At 64.5% G+C, this 19,134-nt stretch carries 20 protein-coding genes; 2 read left to right on the forward strand and 18 right to left on the reverse strand.

Annotation, left to right across the window (positions count from 1 at the left end):
• Positions 1-101 precede the first annotated feature (101 nt).
• The 6 genes from I6L32_RS13480 to I6L32_RS13505 form a co-directional block, all read right to left on the reverse strand.
• Positions 102-317, reverse strand: coding sequence for a YdcH family protein (locus I6L32_RS13480; RefSeq protein ID WP_005313020.1), 216 nt, complete (start codon positions 315-317; stop codon positions 102-104).
• Between the two features lie 276 nt (positions 318-593).
• Entirely contained in the window at positions 594-1,184 is a 591-nt protein-coding gene (locus I6L32_RS13485) for a hypothetical protein (protein WP_010674074.1), read from the reverse strand.
• 11 nt (positions 1,185-1,195) lie between these two features.
• Positions 1,196-2,542 (reverse strand): MATE family efflux transporter, encoded by a 1,347-nt coding sequence (locus I6L32_RS13490; protein WP_202014240.1) that lies wholly within the window; start codon positions 2,540-2,542, stop codon positions 1,196-1,198.
• A gap of 122 nt (positions 2,543-2,664) precedes the next feature.
• Entirely contained in the window at positions 2,665-4,488 is a 1,824-nt protein-coding gene (locus tag I6L32_RS13495) for a SulP family inorganic anion transporter (protein ID WP_216944002.1), read from the reverse strand.
• Between the two features lie 70 nt (positions 4,489-4,558).
• Entirely contained in the window at positions 4,559-5,143 is a 585-nt protein-coding gene (locus I6L32_RS13500; RefSeq protein ID WP_202014244.1) for a nucleotidyltransferase family protein, read from the reverse strand.
• Complete coding sequence (locus I6L32_RS13505; RefSeq protein ID WP_010674078.1) at positions 5,133-5,390, reverse strand: GNAT family N-acetyltransferase; 258 nt, start codon at positions 5,388-5,390, stop codon at positions 5,133-5,135. The genes I6L32_RS13500 and I6L32_RS13505 overlap by 11 nt, the downstream gene beginning before the upstream one ends.
• A 154-nt stretch (positions 5,391-5,544) precedes the next feature.
• On the opposite strand from I6L32_RS13505, the gene cysM reads away from it, so the two are divergent.
• On the forward strand, positions 5,545-6,435 hold the full coding sequence (cysM, locus tag I6L32_RS13510) for a cysteine synthase CysM (RefSeq protein WP_128273275.1): 891 nt from the start codon (positions 5,545-5,547) through the stop codon (positions 6,433-6,435).
• A 15-nt stretch (positions 6,436-6,450) separates the two neighbouring features.
• Here cysM and I6L32_RS13515 read toward each other — a convergent pair whose 3' ends face one another.
• The 4 genes from I6L32_RS13515 to I6L32_RS13530 are packed head-to-tail and all read right to left on the reverse strand — an operon-like array spanning position 6,451 to position 10,198.
• Positions 6,451-7,635: an iron-containing alcohol dehydrogenase gene (locus I6L32_RS13515; RefSeq protein WP_216944003.1), complete on the reverse strand. Its 1,185-nt coding sequence runs from the start codon at positions 7,633-7,635 to the stop codon at positions 6,451-6,453.
• Positions 7,636-7,651: 16 nt separating this feature from the next.
• Positions 7,652-8,179 (reverse strand): hypothetical protein, encoded by a 528-nt coding sequence (locus I6L32_RS13520; RefSeq protein ID WP_202014250.1) that lies wholly within the window; start codon positions 8,177-8,179, stop codon positions 7,652-7,654.
• Positions 8,169-8,759: a TetR/AcrR family transcriptional regulator gene (locus I6L32_RS13525; RefSeq protein ID WP_202014252.1), complete on the reverse strand. Its 591-nt coding sequence runs from the start codon at positions 8,757-8,759 to the stop codon at positions 8,169-8,171. The genes I6L32_RS13520 and I6L32_RS13525 overlap by 11 nt, the downstream gene beginning before the upstream one ends.
• Before the next feature lie 8 nt (positions 8,760-8,767).
• Entirely contained in the window at positions 8,768-10,198 is a 1,431-nt protein-coding gene (locus I6L32_RS13530) for a coniferyl aldehyde dehydrogenase (RefSeq protein ID WP_216944004.1), read from the reverse strand.
• 212 nt (positions 10,199-10,410) lie between these two features.
• On the opposite strand from I6L32_RS13530, the gene I6L32_RS13535 reads away from it, so the two are divergent.
• Positions 10,411-10,704, forward strand: coding sequence for a hypothetical protein (locus tag I6L32_RS13535; RefSeq protein ID WP_010674084.1), 294 nt, complete (start codon positions 10,411-10,413; stop codon positions 10,702-10,704).
• 54 nt (positions 10,705-10,758) lie between these two features.
• On the opposite strand, the gene I6L32_RS13540 is transcribed toward I6L32_RS13535, so the two are convergent.
• The 8 genes from I6L32_RS13540 to I6L32_RS13575 all read right to left on the reverse strand — a co-directional run bounded on the left by I6L32_RS13540 (position 10,759) and on the right by I6L32_RS13575 (position 18,779).
• A complete protein-coding gene (locus tag I6L32_RS13540) occupies positions 10,759-11,208 on the reverse strand; it encodes a C40 family peptidase (RefSeq protein WP_029314241.1) in 450 nt (149 codons plus the stop codon).
• 106 nt (positions 11,209-11,314) lie between these two features.
• Positions 11,315-12,229, reverse strand: a complete 915-nt coding sequence (locus I6L32_RS13545; protein WP_010674086.1) for a hydrogen peroxide-inducible genes activator — start codon at positions 12,227-12,229, stop codon at positions 11,315-11,317.
• 297 nt (positions 12,230-12,526) lie between these two features.
• Positions 12,527-13,492 carry an alpha-L-glutamate ligase-like protein gene (locus tag I6L32_RS13550; protein WP_039039849.1) on the reverse strand — a complete coding sequence of 322 codons (966 nt, stop codon included), beginning with the start codon at positions 13,490-13,492 and terminating at the stop codon, positions 12,527-12,529.
• Between the two features lie 3 nt (positions 13,493-13,495).
• Entirely contained in the window at positions 13,496-15,034 is a 1,539-nt protein-coding gene (locus I6L32_RS13555; protein ID WP_041215543.1) for an inactive transglutaminase family protein, read from the reverse strand.
• A 3-nt stretch (positions 15,035-15,037) separates the two neighbouring features.
• Positions 15,038-15,796, reverse strand: a complete 759-nt coding sequence (locus I6L32_RS13560; protein ID WP_010674089.1) for an ATP-dependent zinc protease — start codon at positions 15,794-15,796, stop codon at positions 15,038-15,040.
• A gap of 82 nt (positions 15,797-15,878) precedes the next feature.
• Positions 15,879-16,856: a tRNA 5-methoxyuridine(34)/uridine 5-oxyacetic acid(34) synthase CmoB gene (gene cmoB / locus I6L32_RS13565; protein ID WP_201887768.1), complete on the reverse strand. Its 978-nt coding sequence runs from the start codon at positions 16,854-16,856 to the stop codon at positions 15,879-15,881.
• 3 nt (positions 16,857-16,859) lie between these two features.
• Positions 16,860-17,597 (reverse strand): carboxy-S-adenosyl-L-methionine synthase CmoA, encoded by a 738-nt coding sequence (gene cmoA / locus I6L32_RS13570; RefSeq protein WP_202014256.1) that lies wholly within the window; start codon positions 17,595-17,597, stop codon positions 16,860-16,862.
• 333 nt (positions 17,598-17,930) lie between these two features.
• A complete protein-coding gene (locus I6L32_RS13575) occupies positions 17,931-18,779 on the reverse strand; it encodes a DUF72 domain-containing protein (protein ID WP_010674092.1) in 849 nt (282 codons plus the stop codon).
• Positions 18,780-19,134: the final 355 nt, after the last annotated feature.

Raw genomic sequence — 19,134 nt, forward strand, 5'->3', positions numbered from 1 at the left:
GGGAAGTGGCCGTTACCGCGCCTCGTGAGCAGCCAACAAAAAGCCCGGCGTCGGGCCGGGCTGGCAGGATAAGTTGCTTATCCAGGTATTCGTCGAGGCGTCTAGTGTGGATGTTGTTTGAGGATGTCGTATATCTCCTCTTTCAGTTTAAGTTTCTGTTTTTTCAGATCCTTCACCTCGGAGCTGTAGTCGCTGGCGTGGTGTTTCTCCAGCTTTCTGATCTCCGCATCCAGGTCGTTGTGCAAGTCAAACTTCTTCTGGAAATGGACATCACTGCTCTTCAGTTTCGAGATGAGATCTCTGTACTCCGGAAACATGTAATGAAGCCTCCTTGTTGTCGTTTGATTGTGCCTGCAAGACCAAAATACCCCTTACTGCCGGGGAGAAACGTGATCCCGATCCAATTCGGGGCCACGGATTTGCTGCATAAGAAGGGTGATTTTTAACTGTTTGAATTACAAGATGATTGCCTACTGACCCTGGGGCAGCAGAGGAAAGAAGCGGGATCCGGTTCACATTCGGGAGAGGGAGTCTGCAACGGGGCGGGCAACAGAAAGGGGCGCGAGGCCCCTGACTGGAAACGGGTGAGCCGTTTACTCTTTTTTCTTTTTCTTCTCGGGCAGGGGCTTGCCGTCTCTGGCAATCACCTTGCCTGCCTCGAAACCGATCTGCGCCGCCAGCTCTTCCAGATCCGGCGCCTTGGCCTCGTTGCCGATGGCGTACTGGTAGTTGGCGATGGAGATCTTCTCCGCCACCGGTGTGCCCGGCACGATGGGTTCGCGCCAGCCCTGACCGATGTGGGCCACCAGGGTGCCGTTCATGATGAGCTCGCCGACGATCTCCTGGGTGGGGATGCCTTTGCCGTAGGTGAGGCCCTGCGGGTGCTTCTTGCCGACCAGGGGCTCGGTGCTGGCGGGCATCAGCTTGGTGCGGATCAGCCACTTGGGCGATTTGGTCTTGCCCACCGCCTTGCCGGTCTGGTACTCGTTGATCTTGATGGTCTTGATCATCTGGGCCGTGAACTCCTTGGTCAGGGCCTTCTGGGCTTCGCTGGTCTCGTCGATGACGATGGGGGCCACATACCAGGTCTGGGGAGCCTGCGCCTTGGGGGTCGCCGGGGCGGTTTGCGCCATGGCGAGCGGGCTGAGCAGGATGGCCGTCAACAAGAGTCCGATTTTCTTCATGGTGATTCCGCTTATGTTTCGACAAGAATTTTGTTTTGCCAGCGACGACTGCGCCAGCGCCAGAACATGGCCAGACCGCGCACCCACTCGTCGCAGGCGAGGGCCAGCCAGATGCCTACCAGGCCATAGCCCTGCATGATACCAAGGAAATAGGCCAGGGGAACGGCAATGCCCCACATGGAGACGAGCGCCATGTAGAGCGGGAAACGGGCATCCCCGGTGGCGCGCAGGGCGTTGATCACCACCAGATTGAAGGTGCGACCGGGTTCGAGGATGAGGCTGATGAGGAAGAGCTGCGCCACCTGGGTGATGATGTCGGCGTCGTCGGTGAACAGGCTGATGATGGCGCGGCCGTTGAGGGCGGCGGCGATGGCGATGGCGGCGGTGACGATGAGGCCGAGTTTCAGGCTCTTCATCAGTTGGCGATAGGCCTGATCGAAGCGTCGGGCTCCCGCCAAGTGGCCGATGATGATCTCGTTGCCAAGGCCGATGGAGAGGCCGAACAGCAGGATGAACAGGCAGATCTGGAAGAAGTAGGACTGGGTCGCCAGCGCCTTGTCGCCGAGCAGGCCGACGAAGGCGGTCACCACCATGAACTGCAGCATCCAGGAGAGGTTCTCCCCCGCCGCCGGCAGACCGATGTGCAGCACCTTGTCCAGCATGGCGCGGCTTGGGCGGACGATCTCGGGCAGACGCAGCCGGATGCCGGTCTTGCGCGCCACCAGCCATACCAGCAGCGCCACCCCGACGATGCGCCCCGCCACCGTGCTGATGGCGACCCCGGCGACCCCGAGCTGGGGCAGGCCGAACCAGCCATAGAGCAGCAGCAGGTTGCCGACGAAGGTGATGATGTTGACGATGAGGGTCACGTACATGGCCTGGCGGGTGTGGCCGTGGGCACGCAGGGTGGCGGCCAGACAGAGGGCCGCCGCCTCCGGCAGCAGGCAAAGCCCGATGATCTGCAGGTAGAGGCTGCCGTCGCTCATCAGGTGGGCAGGCAGGTTCATCAGCGCCAGCATGGTGCCGGCCCCCGCCATGACGCCGACCGCGGCCACCAGTCCCACCAGCAGGTTGAAACCGATGGCGGTGTGGATGACGACGCGGGCTTTTTCCTTGTCTCCCGCCCCCAGATACTGGGTGATCACCACGCTGGTGCCGATGCTGACGAAGCTGAACAGGGTGATGGCCAGATCGAACACCTGGTTGCCCACCGCGAGGGCTGCCACCCCCTGATAGGAGACGTGGCCCACCATGAAGGTGTTGAGGGCCCCGGTCAGAAAGTGAAGGGCCAGATCGATGAACAGTGGCCAGGTCAGGGCGAAGAGGGAGCCCGGGCCTGCGTGGGATTGAGTCTGCATGGGATATCCAGGTGCTGGCGATGGCCCTCGTCAGGGCCAACTGGAGGGGCATTTAACACCAAGCGGGGGCGGGGTGCAATCCTGGTCGCAGGAGGAGGGGGCCTGCGACCAGGGGACGTGTCTCAGACCGGCGTGGCGCCGGCCTCCTGCTCGCTGGGGCGGGTGAGGCGCGCCGAGTCGGGCAGGTCGTCATCGTGCGGCCAGCGGGTGAGCAGGGCATCCGTGGTGCTCTCCACCCCCTCGTCGTCCCGGAACACCGGCTCCCGGTAGCAGCGGGTCATGCGCAGGGCCTGGTACATGTCGGGGCAGAGGATGATGCCATCCTCGCCGACCCGGATACCCGCCTGTTTGAACCACTGGCTCATCTGGCCGTGCCGACCGGCCATCACCATGTGGATGCCGCGCCGCTTGAGCTCCTTGTGCAGCTCTCCCACCATGCTCATCACGCTGATGTCCTGATGGGTGAAGCAGGCCACCGCATCCACCACCAGGCACCTGGGATTGTGGGGATCCTGCACCAGCAGCGCCAGCACCCGCCGCTTGAAGTAGGGGGCGTTGAAGTAAGTGAGCGGGGAGTTGAAGCGATAGACCAGGATGCCGGGAATCGCCTTGGCCTGCTCGTTGTCCCCCAGGGTGCGTACCACGCCCTCGTCGTCCATGCCGAGCAGCTGGTCGGTGGGGCGCATCACGTTGCGCAGGAACTGGAACAGCCCCAGCAGGACCGCGAGGGTGATGCCCGGAATGACCCCCATGGTCAGCACGCTGACAAAGGTCACCAGGGCGAGCCAGAAGGCGGCGCGATCCGAGTCGCGCAGAGCCCAGAGGCCGCGAAAATCCGTCAGCGACAGGGAGGCCATCACCAGCACCACGCCGAGGGCGGCGGTGGGAATGTATTGCAGCGGCGCCGTCAGGTAGAAGGTGACCAGGGCGATGACGGCGGCGGCGATGATGGAGACCAGCTGGCTCTTGCCGCCGTTGGCGTCGTTGACCGCGGTACGCGAATCCGCCCCGCTGATGGCAAACCCCTGGGAGGCGGCGGCGGCCAGGTTCGCCATGCCCAGCGCCCTAAACTCCTTGTCCGCATCAATCTCGTAGCCGTTCTTGGCGGCAAAGCTGCGGGCGGTAAGCATCATGGAGACGAAGCTCACCATGGCGAGGTTGAGGGCGGGCAGCACCAGCTCACGGATAAGCCCGGGGGGAAAGTCCGGTATCTGGAAGGCGGGCAGCCCCGAGCCGATGGTCCCCAGGGTGGCGATGTCGACACGGCCGAGATTGAACAGCCACACCAGGGCCGCCGTCACCACCATGGCCACAATGGAGGAGGGCCAGGCCGGTCTGTAGCGCTTGGCCAGCAGCAGGGTGAGCAGGGCGGTCAGGCTCATGGCCAGGGTGGGCAGATGGGTCTGGGTAATGTAGCTGGTGCCGTTCAGGATCCGCTCTATCAGGTAGCGCTCGCTGAAGGTGAAGCCGAAGATCTTGGAGAGTTGGCCCACCATGATGGTGATGGCCACCCCGTTGAGCAGCCCCATCAGGATGGGGCGGGAGAGAAAGTCTGCCAGCACCCCCAGTTTGAAGCGGCTGGCGATGAGGCACCAGAAGCCGGTCATGGCGGTCATGGTCATCACCAGTTGCCAGTGACGGGTGGGATCCCCGGCGGCGAGCGGCGTTACCACGGCGGCGATCACCGCGCAGGTGGCGGCATCCGGACCGACGATGAGCTGACGGGAGGTGCCAAAGAGGGCATACACCACCATGGGCAGGATGCAGGAGTAGAGGCCGACGATGGCACCTACCCCGGCGAGCTCCGAATAGGCGATGGCCACGGGCAGGGCCACGGCCGCGACCGAGAGGCCAGCGCGAAGATCCGGCATCAGCCAAGCCCGCTGGTATTGCAGCAAGGCGGCGAGCCCCGGCAGCCAGCGCTCGAGAGAGAAGAAGTCGCGCATTATTTAACCCATTGAGTTACAAACATCTTTTTCTTAGTGTGCCCAAGGTCGTCGGCCCTTTGCAATCCGCTCATGGCCAGTTCACCACAAGGTCAGGCCAGATGCGTTGCCACTCCTTGGCCCTGACTCGTTCGCTAAAGATACGGCTCTCCTGGCGACAGCGCGGATTGGGGCTCACCACCAGGGACCAGTTGGGGGCAAAGCCGTAGGGGGCCAGCCACTCGAACGCATCATCTGCCAGCAGGCGGACCCCGATGCAGGTGGGCACCTCTACCCAGTGGCTGAGGGCCGAGAGCGAGCTGGCAAAAGGAGGCACCTGCTGGCGCAGATGCATGCGTGCCTGGTTGCGCACCTCCCACTGCTGGCCCGGCATCCTGGCGGCGAGCCAGGCTTCGTGATCGGCTTCCTTCAATCCAGTCGGATCAGCGTTGTCCAGATAGATAAGATCGATGTCGTTGAGCGGGGTGGGTTCGGCCTTGTCATGGAGGTGATCCCAGATGAGGTTGCGCACAAACCCCGCCCCCAGGGCCCAGTCGGGCAGGGCCAGCTCCCGCGCAGCCCGGAGGCAATCCATGCGCGGGTGATCAGCCCGCAGCAGGGCCTCGGTGCAGGCCCGCAGGTGCGCCTCCCGCAGCGCCGCGGCGTCAACCGGCATTGCGGCGCAACCAGACGTCGATGTAGCTGCAGCTCGGCACTATGGTGAGCCCCTCAGAGAGGGTCCAGTCGTAGAAGCGGCGGGCCAGCTTGTCGGCAATCCCCTGTCCGCGCAGCTCGGGGGGAACCTGGGTGCTGTAGGCGTCCACCTTGGTGGCGTCCAGCCTGCGATAGGCAAGGCGGGAGAGCTTGCCGTCCACGGTGCAGACAAACTGCTGCTGATCGGCCTGGTGAAGGATGTCGCTCATCGGGAGTCCTCTCTGGGTGAATGGGAAGATCAGAACATGGCGGACAGGGTTTGCCAACGCCATTCTTTGCGCCCATGGCGGGCTCGCTTACACTGGCCGGCCTGCGAATGGTCGCAAGGCAAGGTATAGAACATAGAGAGAGGATGGATCCGTCATGGCCTTCGCCACCCTGGACGATCTGATAGGCAACACCCCGCTGCTGGCGCTGCGCCGCATCAATCCGCACCCCGGCGTCACCCTGCTGGTGAAGCTGGAGGGCAACAACCCCGCCGGCTCCGTCAAGGACAGGGCGGCGCTGAACCTCATCAGGCAGGCAGAGGCGAGTGGTCACTTAGCGCCAGGAGCCCGGCTCATCGAGGCTACCTCCGGCAATACCGGCATCGCGCTGGCCATGGTGGCGGCGTCCCGGGGTTACCGGATGCGGCTCATCATGCCGAGCAACATGAGCCAGGAGCGGCGCGACGCCATGCAGGCCTACGGCGCCGAGCTGGTGCTGGTGGAAGAGGGCATGGAAGCGGCGCGAGACCTCGCCCTGGCCATGCAGGCGCGGGGGGAGGGGCTGGTGCTGGATCAGTTCAACAACCCCGCCAACCCGGATGCCCACTACCGCTCCACCGGCCCCGAGATCTGGCGCCAGAGCGGCGGGGCGGTCACTCACTTCGTCTCGGCCATGGGCACCACGGGCACCATCATGGGGGTTTCCCGCTACCTCAAGGAGCAGAACCCGGCGGTGGCGGTGATCGGCCTGCAACCGGCCGAGGGGAGCCAGATCCCCGGCATTCGCCGCTGGCCCGAGGCCTACCGGCCCGCCATCTTCGAGCCTGCGCGGGTTGATGGGGTGCTGGATGTGACACTGGAAGAGTCCCTCGTCATGATGCGCCGCCTGGCGCGGGAGGAGGGGATCTGCTGCGGTGTCAGCTCGGGTGGCGCCGTGGCCGGGGCCTTGCGGGTGGCGGCGGAGATCGGGCAGGGGGTGGTGGTGGCGATCATCTGCGATCGGGGGGATCGTTATCTCTCCACCGGGGTCTTCACCCCCGATGCCTGACAGGCAAGGGGCCCGCTACTCCCAGGCCCGCTCCAGCAGGGCCAGCAACTGTTCCCTGTCCGCATCCTTGCGGTTGTAGAGCAGGGAGCCGTCGTTGATGGCGAGATCCCGGATCCCGGGCAGCAGCGCCTTGTCGGTGAGGCCCGCCTCCCGCAGGGTGCGGGGCAGCTTGACCGTCTGCCACAGGGTATCGCGCAGTGCCTGCAACGCCTCGATGGTGGCCTGGGCCCGCGCGGCGGCCGGGGTTGCGGCAAAGCGCTCGGCCCCCACCAGCGGCAGCAGCAGGCGGGCCAGCTCGGGGTCGATGCCGGGCCGGTTGTAGTCGAGCACGGTGGGCAGGAAGAGGTTCATACAGAGGCCATGGGGCAGGTGGCAGCGCGCCCCCAGACTGTGGCCGAGGGCGTGCACCAGCCCCACCATGGAGTTGGAAAACGCCATGCCCGCCAGGGTGGAGCCCTCCGCCAGTTGCAGCCGCAGGCCCTTGTCTGTCGGGTGGGCCAGCACCCTGGGCAGGGCGGTGGCAATCTTCTCCACCGCCATCAGGGCCAGGGCGTCACTGACCGGGTTCTTGCCGTTGCCGATGAAGGCCTCGATGGCGTGGGTCATGGCATCCATGGCGGTGGCGGCGGTGATGGGCAGCGGCAGCCCCAGGGTGAAGCGGGGATCCAGCACCGCCAGCCGGGGCAGCAGGAAGGGGGAGGTGAAGGGCACCTTGCGCCCGCTCCCTTCATCCTTGATCACCGCCACCAGGGTCACTTCGGAGCCGGTCCCCGCCGTGGTGGGGACCACCGCCAGGGGGTTGAGGGGACGGGTCAGGCAATCCGCTCCGGCATAATCGAGCAGCCGCTCGCCCCCCAGGGTCGCCAGTATGTTCACCGCCTTGGCGGTGTCGATGACGGAGCCGCCGCCAAGGGCCAGCAGGCTGTCACAGCCCAGCTCCCGGTAGTGGCGGGCGATCCGCTCCACCACGGCGGTGGAGGAGTCTGCCGGGATCTCGTCCCAGATGGCGGCGACCGGCAAGGCCCCTTCGGCCATCACACCGGCCAGCAGGGTGGCGAGCCCGCTGCCGCTGACCCCCTTGTCGGTGAGAAGCAAGGGGCGGCCAGCCCCCAATCCCCTCAGGGCATCCGGCAACTGTTCCAGTGCCTGCTCCCCCGCCATCAGCTTGACCGGGCAGAAAAAATCGTAATAACGGCTCATCCCGTTCTCCTCGTGTTCAACCGGTCAGAAGACCCAGATAGATGTGGCAGGCCCGCGCGAGCTTGCGATGCGGGTCCGGGTAGTGGCGAAGCAGGGGCCGCGCGATGAAGGCGGGCAGGATCAGGCTCTGCAACTGCTCAAGCGCCCGCACCAGGTGCATGGCCGCGTCGAGATCCCCCTCCACCAGCAGCCGGTTTTCGCAAAAGGCCTGGTTGATGCCGAGGCGAAAACTGAGGGCGCGAAAGGCGACGGCGGGGTGCTTGAAGCGCACCCGCAGGGGGTGGGGGCCGTCATGGGCACAGGTCGAGTGCGCCCTGCCAGTCTCCTCACCGCAGTGCCAGCGCCCCGCGAACTTGTAGAGACTCAGCCCCCGGGTCATGCCGTTTACCTCCAGCCTAATGGTGAGGCCGTCCGGCAGGGGGGCAAGCTCGCGGCGTACCGCCTCGTCGACCCGGGCGGCGCGGCACAGGGTGCGGCCGATGATCCAGAGCAGGCTGCCAATCCAGAGGCGCCTGCCGGTGGCAAGCAGGGCGTCAGGGCGCATGGGAACCTCCGCTGATGGCTGACCAGAAGAGGGCGAAGGCGCTCTCCTGCCAGTGGGAGTCTTCCCCCAGCTCAGGCTGATCGACAAAGAGGGAGGCGCAGGCCAGAAACTGGCCCTGGCACACCTCCAGCATCAGGGCCGGCGGGGCCGACATCAGCTCGCCGCTGGCCTGGCCACGGGCGAGCAGGCTCGGCAGAAAATGCAGGGTCTCAGCCAGGATCTGGCTGCGCAGGGGGCGGGCCAGCAGGGGGGAGTGGAAAAAGCCCAGCACGAACCTGAGCTCACGGGGGTGGGCCTGCATCCAGCCCATGGCCTGGTGCCAGTAGTGGCGGGCCTGCTCCTGGAGCGGCAGGGCGGCATCGGCCTCGGTGATGGCGGCGCCAAGGCGCAGCTTGATGTCCTGGTAGAGGCTCTGGATCAGCACCTCCTTGCTGGGAAAGTGATGAAACAGGGTGCCATTGGCCACCCCGGCCGCCTTGGCGATGCGGGCGGTGGCGGCGCCCTGCAGGCCATCCTCCGCGCACAGGGCCAGGGCGGCATCCAGGATCTGGCGGCGTTTGTCGGTCATGGTTTCTCGCATCTCGCCTCCTAGCGCAGGAACAGGGCCATCATCAGCCGCTGGTACCAGCGCCGATAGGGGGGGTGAATGAGGGAGCCTGTGCTGAAGCGTCCGCGGCGCAGCACTGTTTTCGCCTTGGAGAAAGTGAGAAACCCCTCGCGGCCGTGATAGTGGCCCATGCCGGAGGGACCGATGCCGCCGAAGGGGGCATCGTCCGCCGCCACCTGGAACAGGCTCTCGTTGATGGCCATGCCCCCGGCGTGGGTCTCCCGGATGAGGCGGCGTTGCAGCGTCTCGTCCAGGCTCATCAGATAGAGCGCCAGGGGGCGCGGCCGGGCCGCCACATAGGCCAGGGCCTCCTCGATGTCGTCATAGGGCACCAGAGGCAGCAGGGGGCCGAAGATCTCCTGCTGCATCACCTGGCAGTGGCCGGGCACCTCGGTCAGCAGGTGGGGCACCAGCTTGCGGGTGGCGTCATCCCGGGCGGGCGTGACGCAGGGGTGGATCTGGGCGCCGGCCTGCCTCGCCTCCTCCAGCCAGGCGGTGAGCCGCTCGTACTGGGGGGCGTTGATGATGGCGCCATAATCCGGGCTCTCGAGCCCTTTGGGGTAGAGGCGGCGAAAATGGGCCTGATAGGCCTCGATAAAGGCCTGCTCCTGCCCCCTCGGCAGCAGCACGTAGTCGGGGGCTATGCAGATCTGGCCGGCGTTGAGGCTCTTGCCGAAGATCATCCGCTCCACCGCCAGGGCCAGGGGCATGTCGGGGGCGATGAGACAGGGGCTCTTGCCGCCGAGCTCCAGAGTGAGGGGGGTGAGCTGGGGGGCGGCCGCGGCCATCACCAGCCGACCCACCGCCGTGGAGCCGGTGAAGATGAGATGGTCGAAGGGGAGGGCGCTGAAGGCGGCCGCGATCCCCGCATCCCCCTCGATGATCACCACCTCGTCACCGCCGAGGGCCTCATCGAGCAGGGTGCGCAGCGCGGCGTTGGTGTGAGGGGTGAACTCGGAGAGCTTGATCATGGCGCGGTTGCCGGCGGCGAGGGCGCCGATGAGGGGCCCGAGGCTCAGCATCACCGGGAAATTCCAGGGCACCATGATGCCGACCACGCCGAGGGGCTGATAGTGCACCTCGACCCTGGCGGGGGCCAGCAGCAGGCCGGAATGACGGCGCTCCGGTTTCATCCACCCCTTGAGCCGTTTCTGGGTGTAGTTGATCTGCATGACGCAGGGGAGCACATCGGCGATCAGGCTGTCGTAATCGCTGCGCTGGCCGTAGTCCCGGGCCAGGGCCTGACACAGTGCCTGCTTGTGGCGCAGCAGCCCCTGCTTGAGGGCATCAAGTCTGGCACGGCGGGACGCCAGATCCGGCATGGGGGTGGCCTGGCTGGCCTGCCTGAGCCGATGCAGTTGCTCGGGGAGGGAGAACTTGTCCGGTGAGGCGGGGGTGACGGTGGTGTCCATGGCATGCTCCGCACGAAAAGTGACCGACTGATTAGTCGGTCCAAATCTAGCGATTCGTTGCCGACTTGTAAACCGGGCGAGGGCAGAGGGTGGCTGCCAGTGGGCAGCGTTGTCCGGAACTGTGTCCGGGCTCCCATTTTTGAGGCATTCGGATTGGTCTTCTATCTAATAAGGGGTAATTGTGGGTCACCAACTCGGAGGGAGAACCGCACATGACCAGGGAATTGCATAGCCTGCTGGCCCGGCTGGATGACGTGATCGCGCGCATGCCGGACAGTTTCAATACCTATGAGTTTGCCCAGAAGCTGGCGCTGCAACATCAGCAGGAGTATTTCGCCGCAGGCCACTCCCTGGCGGGCCAGGAGAAGAACCTGCTGCGCCTGCTCCACGAGAAGATTGCCCTGGCGCTGGCGAGCCATGAGGGCGTCATAGAGGGGGCCCTGCTGCCCTGCATGACCCCCTGGGGGGAGCGTGCCACCTCGCCCCGCTGGCACCGCAAGCACTGACCCGGCAACAACATGAAAAGGCCCCTCGGGGCCTTTTCATGTTGGGGGTCGCACCTACTGGACCAGCCTGCGGGCCTGCCAGTAGCGGCTGTTCCAGTAGACGTTGTCGAGGCGCGAGCGGATCACGCCCTTGCTGGTGGAGGCGTGGATGAACTCCCCTGCCCCGGTGTAGACCCCGACGTGGTACTGCTGCCAGCCGGTCTTGAAGAAGACCAGGTCCCCGTGCTGGAGACGGTATCTGTCCACCGGGCGGCCGAGGCTCGCCTGGGATTCCGTGGTGCGGGGCAGGGTGAAGCCCAGCACCTGGCTGTAGGCGAGCTGGGTGAAGGCGGAGCAGTCGAGACCGGCGCGGCTGGTACCGCCCATGCGATAGGGCACGCCGCGCCACTGCTGATAGAAGTTGTCGAATGCGCCGCTCTGGCGCACGGGAGGGGGAGGCTCCGGCGTGCTGGAGCAGGCGGCGAGAAGCAGGGCCAGCAGGGGCAGCAGCAAGGTGCGAAACATCTCAACTCCTTGATAGGGCACGGGGTTCATCATAGACGATGATCCTGCCTGGAACCTGAATGACAACGGCATTGACGAGTGGCCGCCTGTGGGGGCAGCCACTGGATCACCCCGCCGGTTTGGGGGTAATGAGCGGCGTCAGCAGCTCGGCAATCTTGTAGAAGGTCTGCACCCGGGTGGTGCTGGGGCGCCACACCAGGCCTATCTCCCGATAGGGTTTCTCCCCGGGCAGGGGGATGGCCACCAGGTCCGTGTTGTCGAGGATGCCCGCATCTATGGCCATCTGGGGCAGGAAGGTGGTGCCAAGACCGGCCCCCACCATCTGCACCAGGGTGTGCAGACTGGTGGCGGCGAACGGGTTGATCTTGCTCTTGTCCCGCAGCCGGCAGGCGCTCACCGCGTGCTCCGTCAGGCAGTGCTCCCGCTCCAGCAGGAAGATGCTCTGGTTGGGCAGCTCCTTGTAGTCGAACGGCATGTGCAGACCCGCAGCCATGTGGGAGGGCATCACCATGTGGAAGGGATCCTGGCCGACGGTCTTGCTGTGGAAGCCGCCGATCTCCACCGGCAGCGCCAGGATCAGCAGATCGAGCTGCCCCTGCTCCAGCTGCTTGAGCAGATTGGTGGTGGTGTCTTCCCGCAGCAGCAGCTCCAGATCCGGATAGGCCTTGCCGCACACCTGCAGCAGCTTGCTCAGCAGGAAGGGGGCGATGGTGGGGATGCAGCCCAGGCGCACCGTGCCGTGCATGACGCCCCCCTGCTGCTGCCCCAGCTCCATCAGATCCCGGGCGTCGGAGAGCAGGTTGCGCGCCCGCGCCACGATCTCCATGCCGACCGGCGTCATGATGAAGCTCTTGTGATCCCGCTCCACCAGTTGCAGGTTCATCATGTCCTCCAGGGTCTGGATCCCGGTACTCAGGGTCGACTGGCTGACATGGCAGGCCTTGGCGGCGCGGTTGAAATTCTTGTGCTCGTCCAGAGCGACCAGATACTGGAGCTGCTTCAGGCTGGGCCAACGTTGCATAGGAGAAACCCGATCGATGCTATCTATTTGATTTGATTAATCTACCATCGAGAAGCCCCGTTGTCGTCGACAAATCGGTGCCCCCTGGCAGGCGCACTGCCTCACGCACATGTGGTGGCCTGCGCCGATGGACTGGCCACCCCTCATTGGTCAGGAGCTTATCCCCTTGTGCCGCGGCATTGAAGGGGTGCCGCCATGGGATGTGACGGGGATCGGCCTTCCGGCGGGGCGCCCTGCGCGCAGGAGCGGCCATAAAAAAACGCGCCGGTGGGCGCGTTTTTGCAGAAGGGGGGCGGACTATTCGTCGAAGATACCGAAGTGATCCTTGGCGAAGTTGACCCGCTGCTCCACGTTCATCTTGACCTGACCCAGCTTCTCGATGGTCTTGAGGTTGGGCACCAGGCCGCGACCGTTGGCGATCTGGATGGCAAGGCCCGGACGGGCGTTGAGCTCCAGCAGCATGGGGCCGCGGAACTTGTCCAGCACCATGTCGGTCCCGATATAGCCCAGACCCGACATCTCGTAGCAGGAGGCCGCCAGGTTGAGCAGGGTGTCCCAGTGGGGCACCTTCAGATCGTAGAGATCCAGGCCGGTGTCCGGGTGGTGGCGCAGCGGGTTGCCAAACTGCACCGCCCGCAGGGCGCGGCCGGTGCGCAGGCACAGGCCCACCCCCACGGCGCCCTGGTGCAGGTTCGCCTTGCCATCGGAAGCCGAGGTGGAGAGGCGCATCATGGCCATCACCGGGAACCCTTTGAAGATGATCACCCGGGCATCGGGGACCCCTTCGAAGGAGTAGCCGTCGAACACGTCGTCGAAGTTGATGAGCCCTTCCACCAGCGCCACGTCGGGCTTGCCGCCGAGGGAATAGAGCCCTGCCAGGATGTTGGAGACATGGCGCTCCAGATCCTGGCCGTTGGCGGCGCTGCCGTTGGGCTTGTAGAAGAGGCCGTCCTCCTGGCGCAGGATCACCAGGATCCCCTTGCCGCCGGAGCCGCGGGCCGGCTTGATGCAGAAGCCCGGCCAGTCCTTCACCAGCTCGGTGATGCGAGTCACGTCGTGCTGCTCGCGGATGGTGCCGATGAGTTCAGGCACCGTCACCCCCGCATCCAGCGCGATGCGCTTGGTCTTGAGCTTGTCATCCACCAGCGGATAGAGGCGGCGCGGGTTGTAGCGGCTGATATAGGAGTGGTTGCGCTTGTTCATGCCGAGGATGCCTGCCTGGGACAGGCTCCACGGACTGGTGTATTTCTGCCAGAACCACATCTGTTACTTGTCCTTACCCGGGGTGGCACCAGACTTCATCTCGTCCACCAGCGGCTTGAAGCGCTTGAGCTCGCTCAGCTTGTAGCCGGTGTAGTTACCCATCAACAGCACGGTCGCCATCAGCACCAGCTGCAGGCCGAGGAAGTTGAAGGTGAGGTGACGAATGAGCTCGTTGTCCATGGCCAGGTAGGCGATGACCGCCACCAGCAGGGAACCGCCGCCCTGGCGGAACACCTCTTTGGGACCCTCTTCTTCCCACAGGATGGACATGCGCTCGATGGTCCAGGAGAGGATGATCATCGGGAAGAAGGTGATCTTCATGCCGTCGGTCAGCCCCAGCTTGAAGGCGAACGCCGAGAAGATGCCGATCATCGAGATCACCATGATGATGATCGCCGATATTCGGGCGACCAGCAGCAGGTTCAGCCTCGAGAGGTAGGAACGGATCACCAGGCCGGTGCCGACGATCAGCAGGAAGCCGATGAGGCCGGTGACCAGCGAGGTCTGGATGAAGGCGACCGCGATCAGCACCGGCATGAAGGTGCCGGAGGTCTTGATCCCCACGATGACCCGCAGGAACACCACCATGAGCACGCCGATGGGGATGAGCAGCAGACCCTTGAACAGGGCTTGCTCTTCCAGGGGCAGGCTGTGGATGGAGAAGTTCATCATCTCGGATTTTTCGAACTTCTGGGCCAGGGCCACGTTGACCGGTTGCTCCTGCTCGATCATCGAGAAGGTGACGCGGGAGTTGTGACCGCCGGTGACGTCCAGGAGGGCGCCGGAGTTGTACTCCCACAGCAGCAGGTTGGCCGGTTGACCCTGTTCACCGCTTTGCGGGTTGAACAGCTTGTAGTCGGTCGGGCTGTTGAAGACCTGCAGGTAATCCACCAGCTCCTGACGGCGACGGCCGTCTTCCAGGCTGAGGGCGTGAACCACCCGGGCCGGGACGTCCGCGTTGTTGAGCAGCTCGGCAATCAGATTGGCGCGGCTCTTGTGGGACTTGAGCAGCTCGGCGTTCTGTTCCTGCTTCTCGATCTCCTTGATGATCTCGCGGGTCAGGGTGTAGCCGTCGGCGGAGCGCTCCTGGGCGCGCTCCAGGATCTGCTTCATGGCCGTGGCGTAGGGCTCGCTCTCGATCTGCTTCTCGATGGCGGGCGGCTGCGGGTTGGCGGCGGGCTTGGCATGGGCATCGGCCATCATGTCGACCCGGTAGTAGAGCTCCTGACGGCCGGAGGCGGCGCGGATGGACCACTCGGCGCGGGCATCCCCGTCTTTTTCCACGAACGACAGACCATAGCCCGGGCTCGCGGCGTTCTCGTTCATCAGGGTGAAGCCGGGCTGGGTGCCCGGAATGGCCAGGGAGGCGATCACCGGCTCGCCGGTGGCCTCGAACTCGAGCTTGGCTTCGATGGACCAGATCTGGCGCTTTTCACCCGGCGTGAGCGGGACGTCCAGCGCGATGTGATGATAGAAGGTCATCCCCAGGCCGACGATGTAGAGCAGGGCGACCAGCAGATAGAACGGCTTACGGGAAACCATGGATTATTTCACATCCTTGAGCTTGGGTTTGGGTTGGATATATTCGCGGGCCACGTCGACCACGGCGATGTCTTTGAGGAATTCACGGCCCAGCAGCACGGGGAAGGTCATGTCGCTGCGGTCCTTCAGGGTAAATTCGGCCTTCTCGGTCATGTCGCCGATGCGCACGGCGAGGCGGACCACGGGGCGACGGTCGAGATCGTCGGCGGAAGCCTGACGGACCCGCACATGACGCACCAGGGGCGCTTCAATCTGGATCTTGTCGTCCATCTCCTGGTGGCTCAGGAAGAAGCGCACCCAGTTCTTGCCGTTGCGCTCGAAGATGGTGATCTCCTGGGCGCTGATGGAGGAGGTGGTGGCGCCGGTGTCGACCCGGGCCTGGAAGGCGTCGTTGGCGGCGTCAACCCAGATCCACTCCGCTTCACCCACCAGCAGCTTGCCATCGACGGTGTGGCCCTGGCTCGGCGCCGGGCACTTCTCGGTGGGAATGGGCATGGCCTTGGGCGGCTCGGGAGGCAGGGTAGCCAGCTTGCTGTCGACTTTCTTCACGGACTCTTTCATGTTGGTGACATCGGTGTTGAGCTGAACCAGCAGGTGCTGTTGCTGCACATACTGCTTCTGTTGCTGTTCCATGGATGTTTGCAGACGTTGCTCGCTCAACGAGATCTCGTTGCGCAGCTCGGCCAGCGTCAGGGTCGGGGCCGGGGGGGCTTTTTCCATACTGACACACCCGCCGAGACTGAGCAGGGAGAGCAGGGTCATTCCTTTTAATTTGCTTTTCATGTCATTCATTTAACTGTGCTTCCTGGAATTGGGTCAGTGTAACTTCCACAGCCGCCATCGGCTAGTCTTTGGCCTTTCTGGCGATCAGTACGGCACGTTTGGGTGCCGGGTATCCTTCGACCGTGAGTGCAGGATTGTGTGGATCCAGATAGTCACTCAGGGACTCGTTAATCATCCAGTCGGTACGACGCTGTTCGTCGGTGCTGGTCATATTCTCGTCGACGATGCGCACATCGGTGAACCCGCAGCGCTCGACCCAGCGTGTGAGGGCCGCGCTCGAGGGGAGGAACCAGACGTTGCGCATCTTGCCGTAGCGATCGGAGGGCATCAGCACCTGGTTTTCGTCGCCGTCCACCACCAGGGTCTCGAGCACCAGCTCCCCATCGTCTTTGAGCTGGTTGCGCAACTGCTCGATGTGCTCGATGGGGGACTTGCGATGATAGAGCACCCCCATGGAGAAGACGGTGTCAAAGGCCCGCAGATCCGGCAGCTCCTGGATACCGAGCGGCAGCAGGTGGGCGCGCTGGTCGTTGTCCATGAAGTGGCGAATGGCTTCGAACTGGCAGAGGAACAGCGGGCTCGGGTCGATGCCGACCGCCAGTTTCGCCCCTTCCCCCACCATGCGCCAGAGGTGGTAGCCGCTGCCGCAGCCCACGTCCAGCACGTAGCGGCCCTGGAGCGGGCTGATGTGGGGCAGCACCCGATCCCACTTCCAGTCGGAGCGCCACTCGGTGTCGATGTGGATGCCGTGCACATGGAAGGGGCCCTTGCGCCAGGGCATGAGCTGGCGCAACAGGCTCTCGGTCTTCTTGCGCTCACCCTCTCCCAGGCTATCGGAGCCGCCGATGGCGACCCGCTCTTTGAGCTCGATCCGGCCGGGGGCTACGACAGGCAGCTTGGCGAGGGCGCGGTTCCAGCGCGGCAGATCCCCGTGCAGGTTGTCGTGCTGCCAGGCGTGCAGCTGGGCGGGCAGGGTGTGCAGCCAGTGGCTCAACCTGTTCTTGGCGATCAGTTGATAAAAATGGGCGAAATCGATCATGGCTTAGTTGGTGTCGCTGGCTTTGATGGCAATCATGGAGCCGAAGTTGAAGCACTGGAACCAGAGGTCCAGGTGGGTGAAGCCGGCGTCCCGCAGGCGCGCCTGATGGACCGCCAGGGTGTCGGTGCGCATCACGTTCTCAAGGGCGGTGCGCTTCTGGCTGATTTCCAGCTCGCTGTAGCCGTTGGCCCGCTTGAAGTCGAGGTGCAAGTCGATGAGCAGCTCGTTGACCTGCTCGTCATCGAAGCGGAACTTCTCGCTCAGGATGAGGATGCCGCCTGGGCGCAGGCCGTCAAAGATGCGCGCGATGAGGGCGGCCCGCTTCTCGGGGGCGACGAACTGCAGGGTGAAGTTGAGCACCACCACGGAGGCGTTCTCGATGGGGATGTCGCAGATGTCCGCCTCGATGAGTTCCACCGGCACCTCGGACTTGAAGCCCGAGAGGTGAGAGCGGGCCCGCTCGATCATGGGGTGGGAGAGATCCACCGCCGTGATCTGGCAGCCGGGCTGGGTGACGTGGCGGCGCATGGCCTGGGTCGCGGCGCCGAGGGAGCAGCCGAGATCGTAGAGGCGGCTCTGGGGCTGGGCGTAGCGGGCGGCCATCATGCCGATGGCGGAGATGATGTTGCTGTAACCGGGCACCGAGCGCTGGATCATGTCGGGGAAGACGTCGACGACCTGCTCGTCAAAGCAGAAGTCTCCCAGACGGGCGATGGGGGCGGCAAAAATCTGATCGTGCATGCTGACGCAACCTGACAGCCGGTGTGGTGGGCGGCTGTTTTATTCAATTGAATCTTGGGTGGACGGGCATCGAAATGGCGTCGTCACCGGTTGACGAACGGGGTGGCTTGCTCCGGGATCCTTCGGGCTGCCCCTGTTCGCAACGGGCCATGGTCCGGGCCCTCAGGGTGCCGGGCTGGGGTGGGCAACGCATTGCCATGCACCCAGGCCCGGGACCTTACTTGGGGCGCTAGTGTAGAGGAAAGGCGGGCGTTTGTCTTGACGTCAACCCCGGTGGGACCACAAAAAAAGCGGCTTTTTTTGGGGACGGAGAAGGGGCGGGGAGGGGGTCGCTCAAAAGGGCAGCACCCCCTGGCGGGCGCGATCGTTTTCTCCCGGCCAGGGGGCCATCTCCTGGCCGAGCAGGCGGCTGATCTGCCGTGCGAGTTCGGGGGCCCGGGCATTGTCGGCGGTGTGAACAAAGAGGTAGAGATCCTTGCCCTCCTGGAGCCATTGTTTCCAATGTGGCAACCATGGTGGCAAAAATGGGTGATTGTCCTCGATTTGAGGCAAACCAATCAGGCGCACCACCGGGGCACCCCCCGTGGCCAGCAGATGGACCGGCAACCTGGGTTTCTTGCCCTGGGCATCGATCATGGCGGCCGTGGTGGCGGGCACCGAGAAGAGCGGACGGCTGTCGAGCATGATGCGATTGATGCCCCGCGCCATCAGCATCCGGTTGAGGGCCCGTTCCGCCTCCCCCTTGGCGAAGAAATCGGGGTGGCGCACCTCGAGGGCATAGGTGAAATCCTGGGGCAGCCGCGCGAAGAAGGCATCCAGACGGGCCAGCCCCTCTGGCCCGAAGCGGGCGGGCAGTTGCAGCTTGAGCAGCCCCAGCTTGTCATGCAGGGGGGCCAGCAGGCGGATGAAGGCCGTCACCTGTTTGTCCGCGCTCACCAGATCACTCTGGTGGCTGATCTCCTTGGGAAACTTGAAGCTGAAGCGAAAGTGGTCGGGGACCGCATCGGCCCAGCGCTGCACCGTCTCCGGGGTCGGCGAGGCGTAGAAGGTGGTGTTGCCCTCCACGGAGTTGAACACCCGGGCATAGTCGGCGAGGTGCTCGGCGGGCCTGGCATTCATCCCCAGCAACTGGCCGGGCCAGGCCGGGTGTGACCACTGGGGCAGGCCCAAATAGAGGCTCATGATGGTTCCTGTCGGCAGGTTGGCGCACTTTTGCCCTCCTTTTTGCGCCAGAACAACAAAAAACAGGGTAAAGGGGGCTGCGGGCCATTTTACCCAAATGGAGGTTTTCCTCTATAATGCCAACCCTTTTGTTTGCCACATTGTCGTAATGCGCGCGACCGAGCCCCCGGGTGACGATGATCGCGGCCCGGCAGTGGCCAGACAACGACGCCAGCCGATACCCCGGCGCCCACTCGTCATCCCGGTCGGGAGCGGGGGCATGCCTGGGGCGGCGGCAAGAATCCGGCTCGGGGAGCCGGATGACCCGAGACAGATTTCAAACCGGGCAAGAAGCAGGATCTGGCCAGCTGTGAGA

Origin of the sequence: Aeromonas sp. FDAARGOS 1402 (assembly GCF_019046925.1) — a bacterium.
Taxonomy (GTDB): Bacteria; Pseudomonadota; Gammaproteobacteria; order Enterobacterales; family Aeromonadaceae; genus Aeromonas; species Aeromonas caviae.

Excerpts from the sequence above, each read along its gene's own strand:
- I6L32_RS13575 (WP_010674092.1), bottom strand. The coding sequence starts at position 18,779 with ATGAGCCTCTATTTGGGCCTGCCCCAGTGGTCACACCCGGCCTGGCCC.
- cmoB (WP_201887768.1), bottom strand. The coding sequence starts at position 16,856 with ATGATCGATTTCGCCCATTTTTATCAACTGATCGCCAAGAACAGGTTG.
- cmoA (WP_202014256.1), bottom strand. The coding sequence starts at position 17,597 with ATGCACGATCAGATTTTTGCCGCCCCCATCGCCCGTCTGGGAGACTTC.
- I6L32_RS13550 (WP_039039849.1), bottom strand. The coding sequence starts at position 13,492 with ATGTGGTTCTGGCAGAAATACACCAGTCCGTGGAGCCTGTCCCAGGCA.
- I6L32_RS13480 (WP_005313020.1), bottom strand. The coding sequence starts at position 317 with ATGTTTCCGGAGTACAGAGATCTCATCTCGAAACTGAAGAGCAGTGAT.
- I6L32_RS13490 (WP_202014240.1), bottom strand. The coding sequence starts at position 2,542 with ATGCAGACTCAATCCCACGCAGGCCCGGGCTCCCTCTTCGCCCTGACC.
- cysM (WP_128273275.1), top strand. The coding sequence starts at position 5,545 with ATGGCCTTCGCCACCCTGGACGATCTGATAGGCAACACCCCGCTGCTG.
- I6L32_RS13515 (WP_216944003.1), bottom strand. The coding sequence starts at position 7,635 with ATGAGCCGTTATTACGATTTTTTCTGCCCGGTCAAGCTGATGGCGGGG.
- I6L32_RS13500 (WP_202014244.1), bottom strand. The coding sequence starts at position 5,143 with ATGCCGGTTGACGCCGCGGCGCTGCGGGAGGCGCACCTGCGGGCCTGC.
- I6L32_RS13530 (WP_216944004.1), bottom strand. The coding sequence starts at position 10,198 with ATGGACACCACCGTCACCCCCGCCTCACCGGACAAGTTCTCCCTCCCC.
- I6L32_RS13495 (WP_216944002.1), bottom strand. The coding sequence starts at position 4,488 with ATGCGCGACTTCTTCTCTCTCGAGCGCTGGCTGCCGGGGCTCGCCGCC.
- I6L32_RS13505 (WP_010674078.1), bottom strand. The coding sequence starts at position 5,390 with ATGAGCGACATCCTTCACCAGGCCGATCAGCAGCAGTTTGTCTGCACC.
- I6L32_RS13520 (WP_202014250.1), bottom strand. The coding sequence starts at position 8,179 with ATGCGCCCTGACGCCCTGCTTGCCACCGGCAGGCGCCTCTGGATTGGC.
- I6L32_RS13525 (WP_202014252.1), bottom strand. The coding sequence starts at position 8,759 with ATGCGAGAAACCATGACCGACAAACGCCGCCAGATCCTGGATGCCGCC.
- I6L32_RS13560 (WP_010674089.1), bottom strand. The coding sequence starts at position 15,796 with ATGACCCTGCTCTCCCTGCTCAGTCTCGGCGGGTGTGTCAGTATGGAA.
- I6L32_RS13540 (WP_029314241.1), bottom strand. The coding sequence starts at position 11,208 with ATGTTTCGCACCTTGCTGCTGCCCCTGCTGGCCCTGCTTCTCGCCGCC.
- I6L32_RS13555 (WP_041215543.1), bottom strand. The coding sequence starts at position 15,034 with ATGGTTTCCCGTAAGCCGTTCTATCTGCTGGTCGCCCTGCTCTACATC.
- I6L32_RS13545 (WP_010674086.1), bottom strand. The coding sequence starts at position 12,229 with ATGCAACGTTGGCCCAGCCTGAAGCAGCTCCAGTATCTGGTCGCTCTG.
- I6L32_RS13535 (WP_010674084.1), top strand. The coding sequence starts at position 10,411 with ATGACCAGGGAATTGCATAGCCTGCTGGCCCGGCTGGATGACGTGATC.
- I6L32_RS13485 (WP_010674074.1), bottom strand. The coding sequence starts at position 1,184 with ATGAAGAAAATCGGACTCTTGTTGACGGCCATCCTGCTCAGCCCGCTC.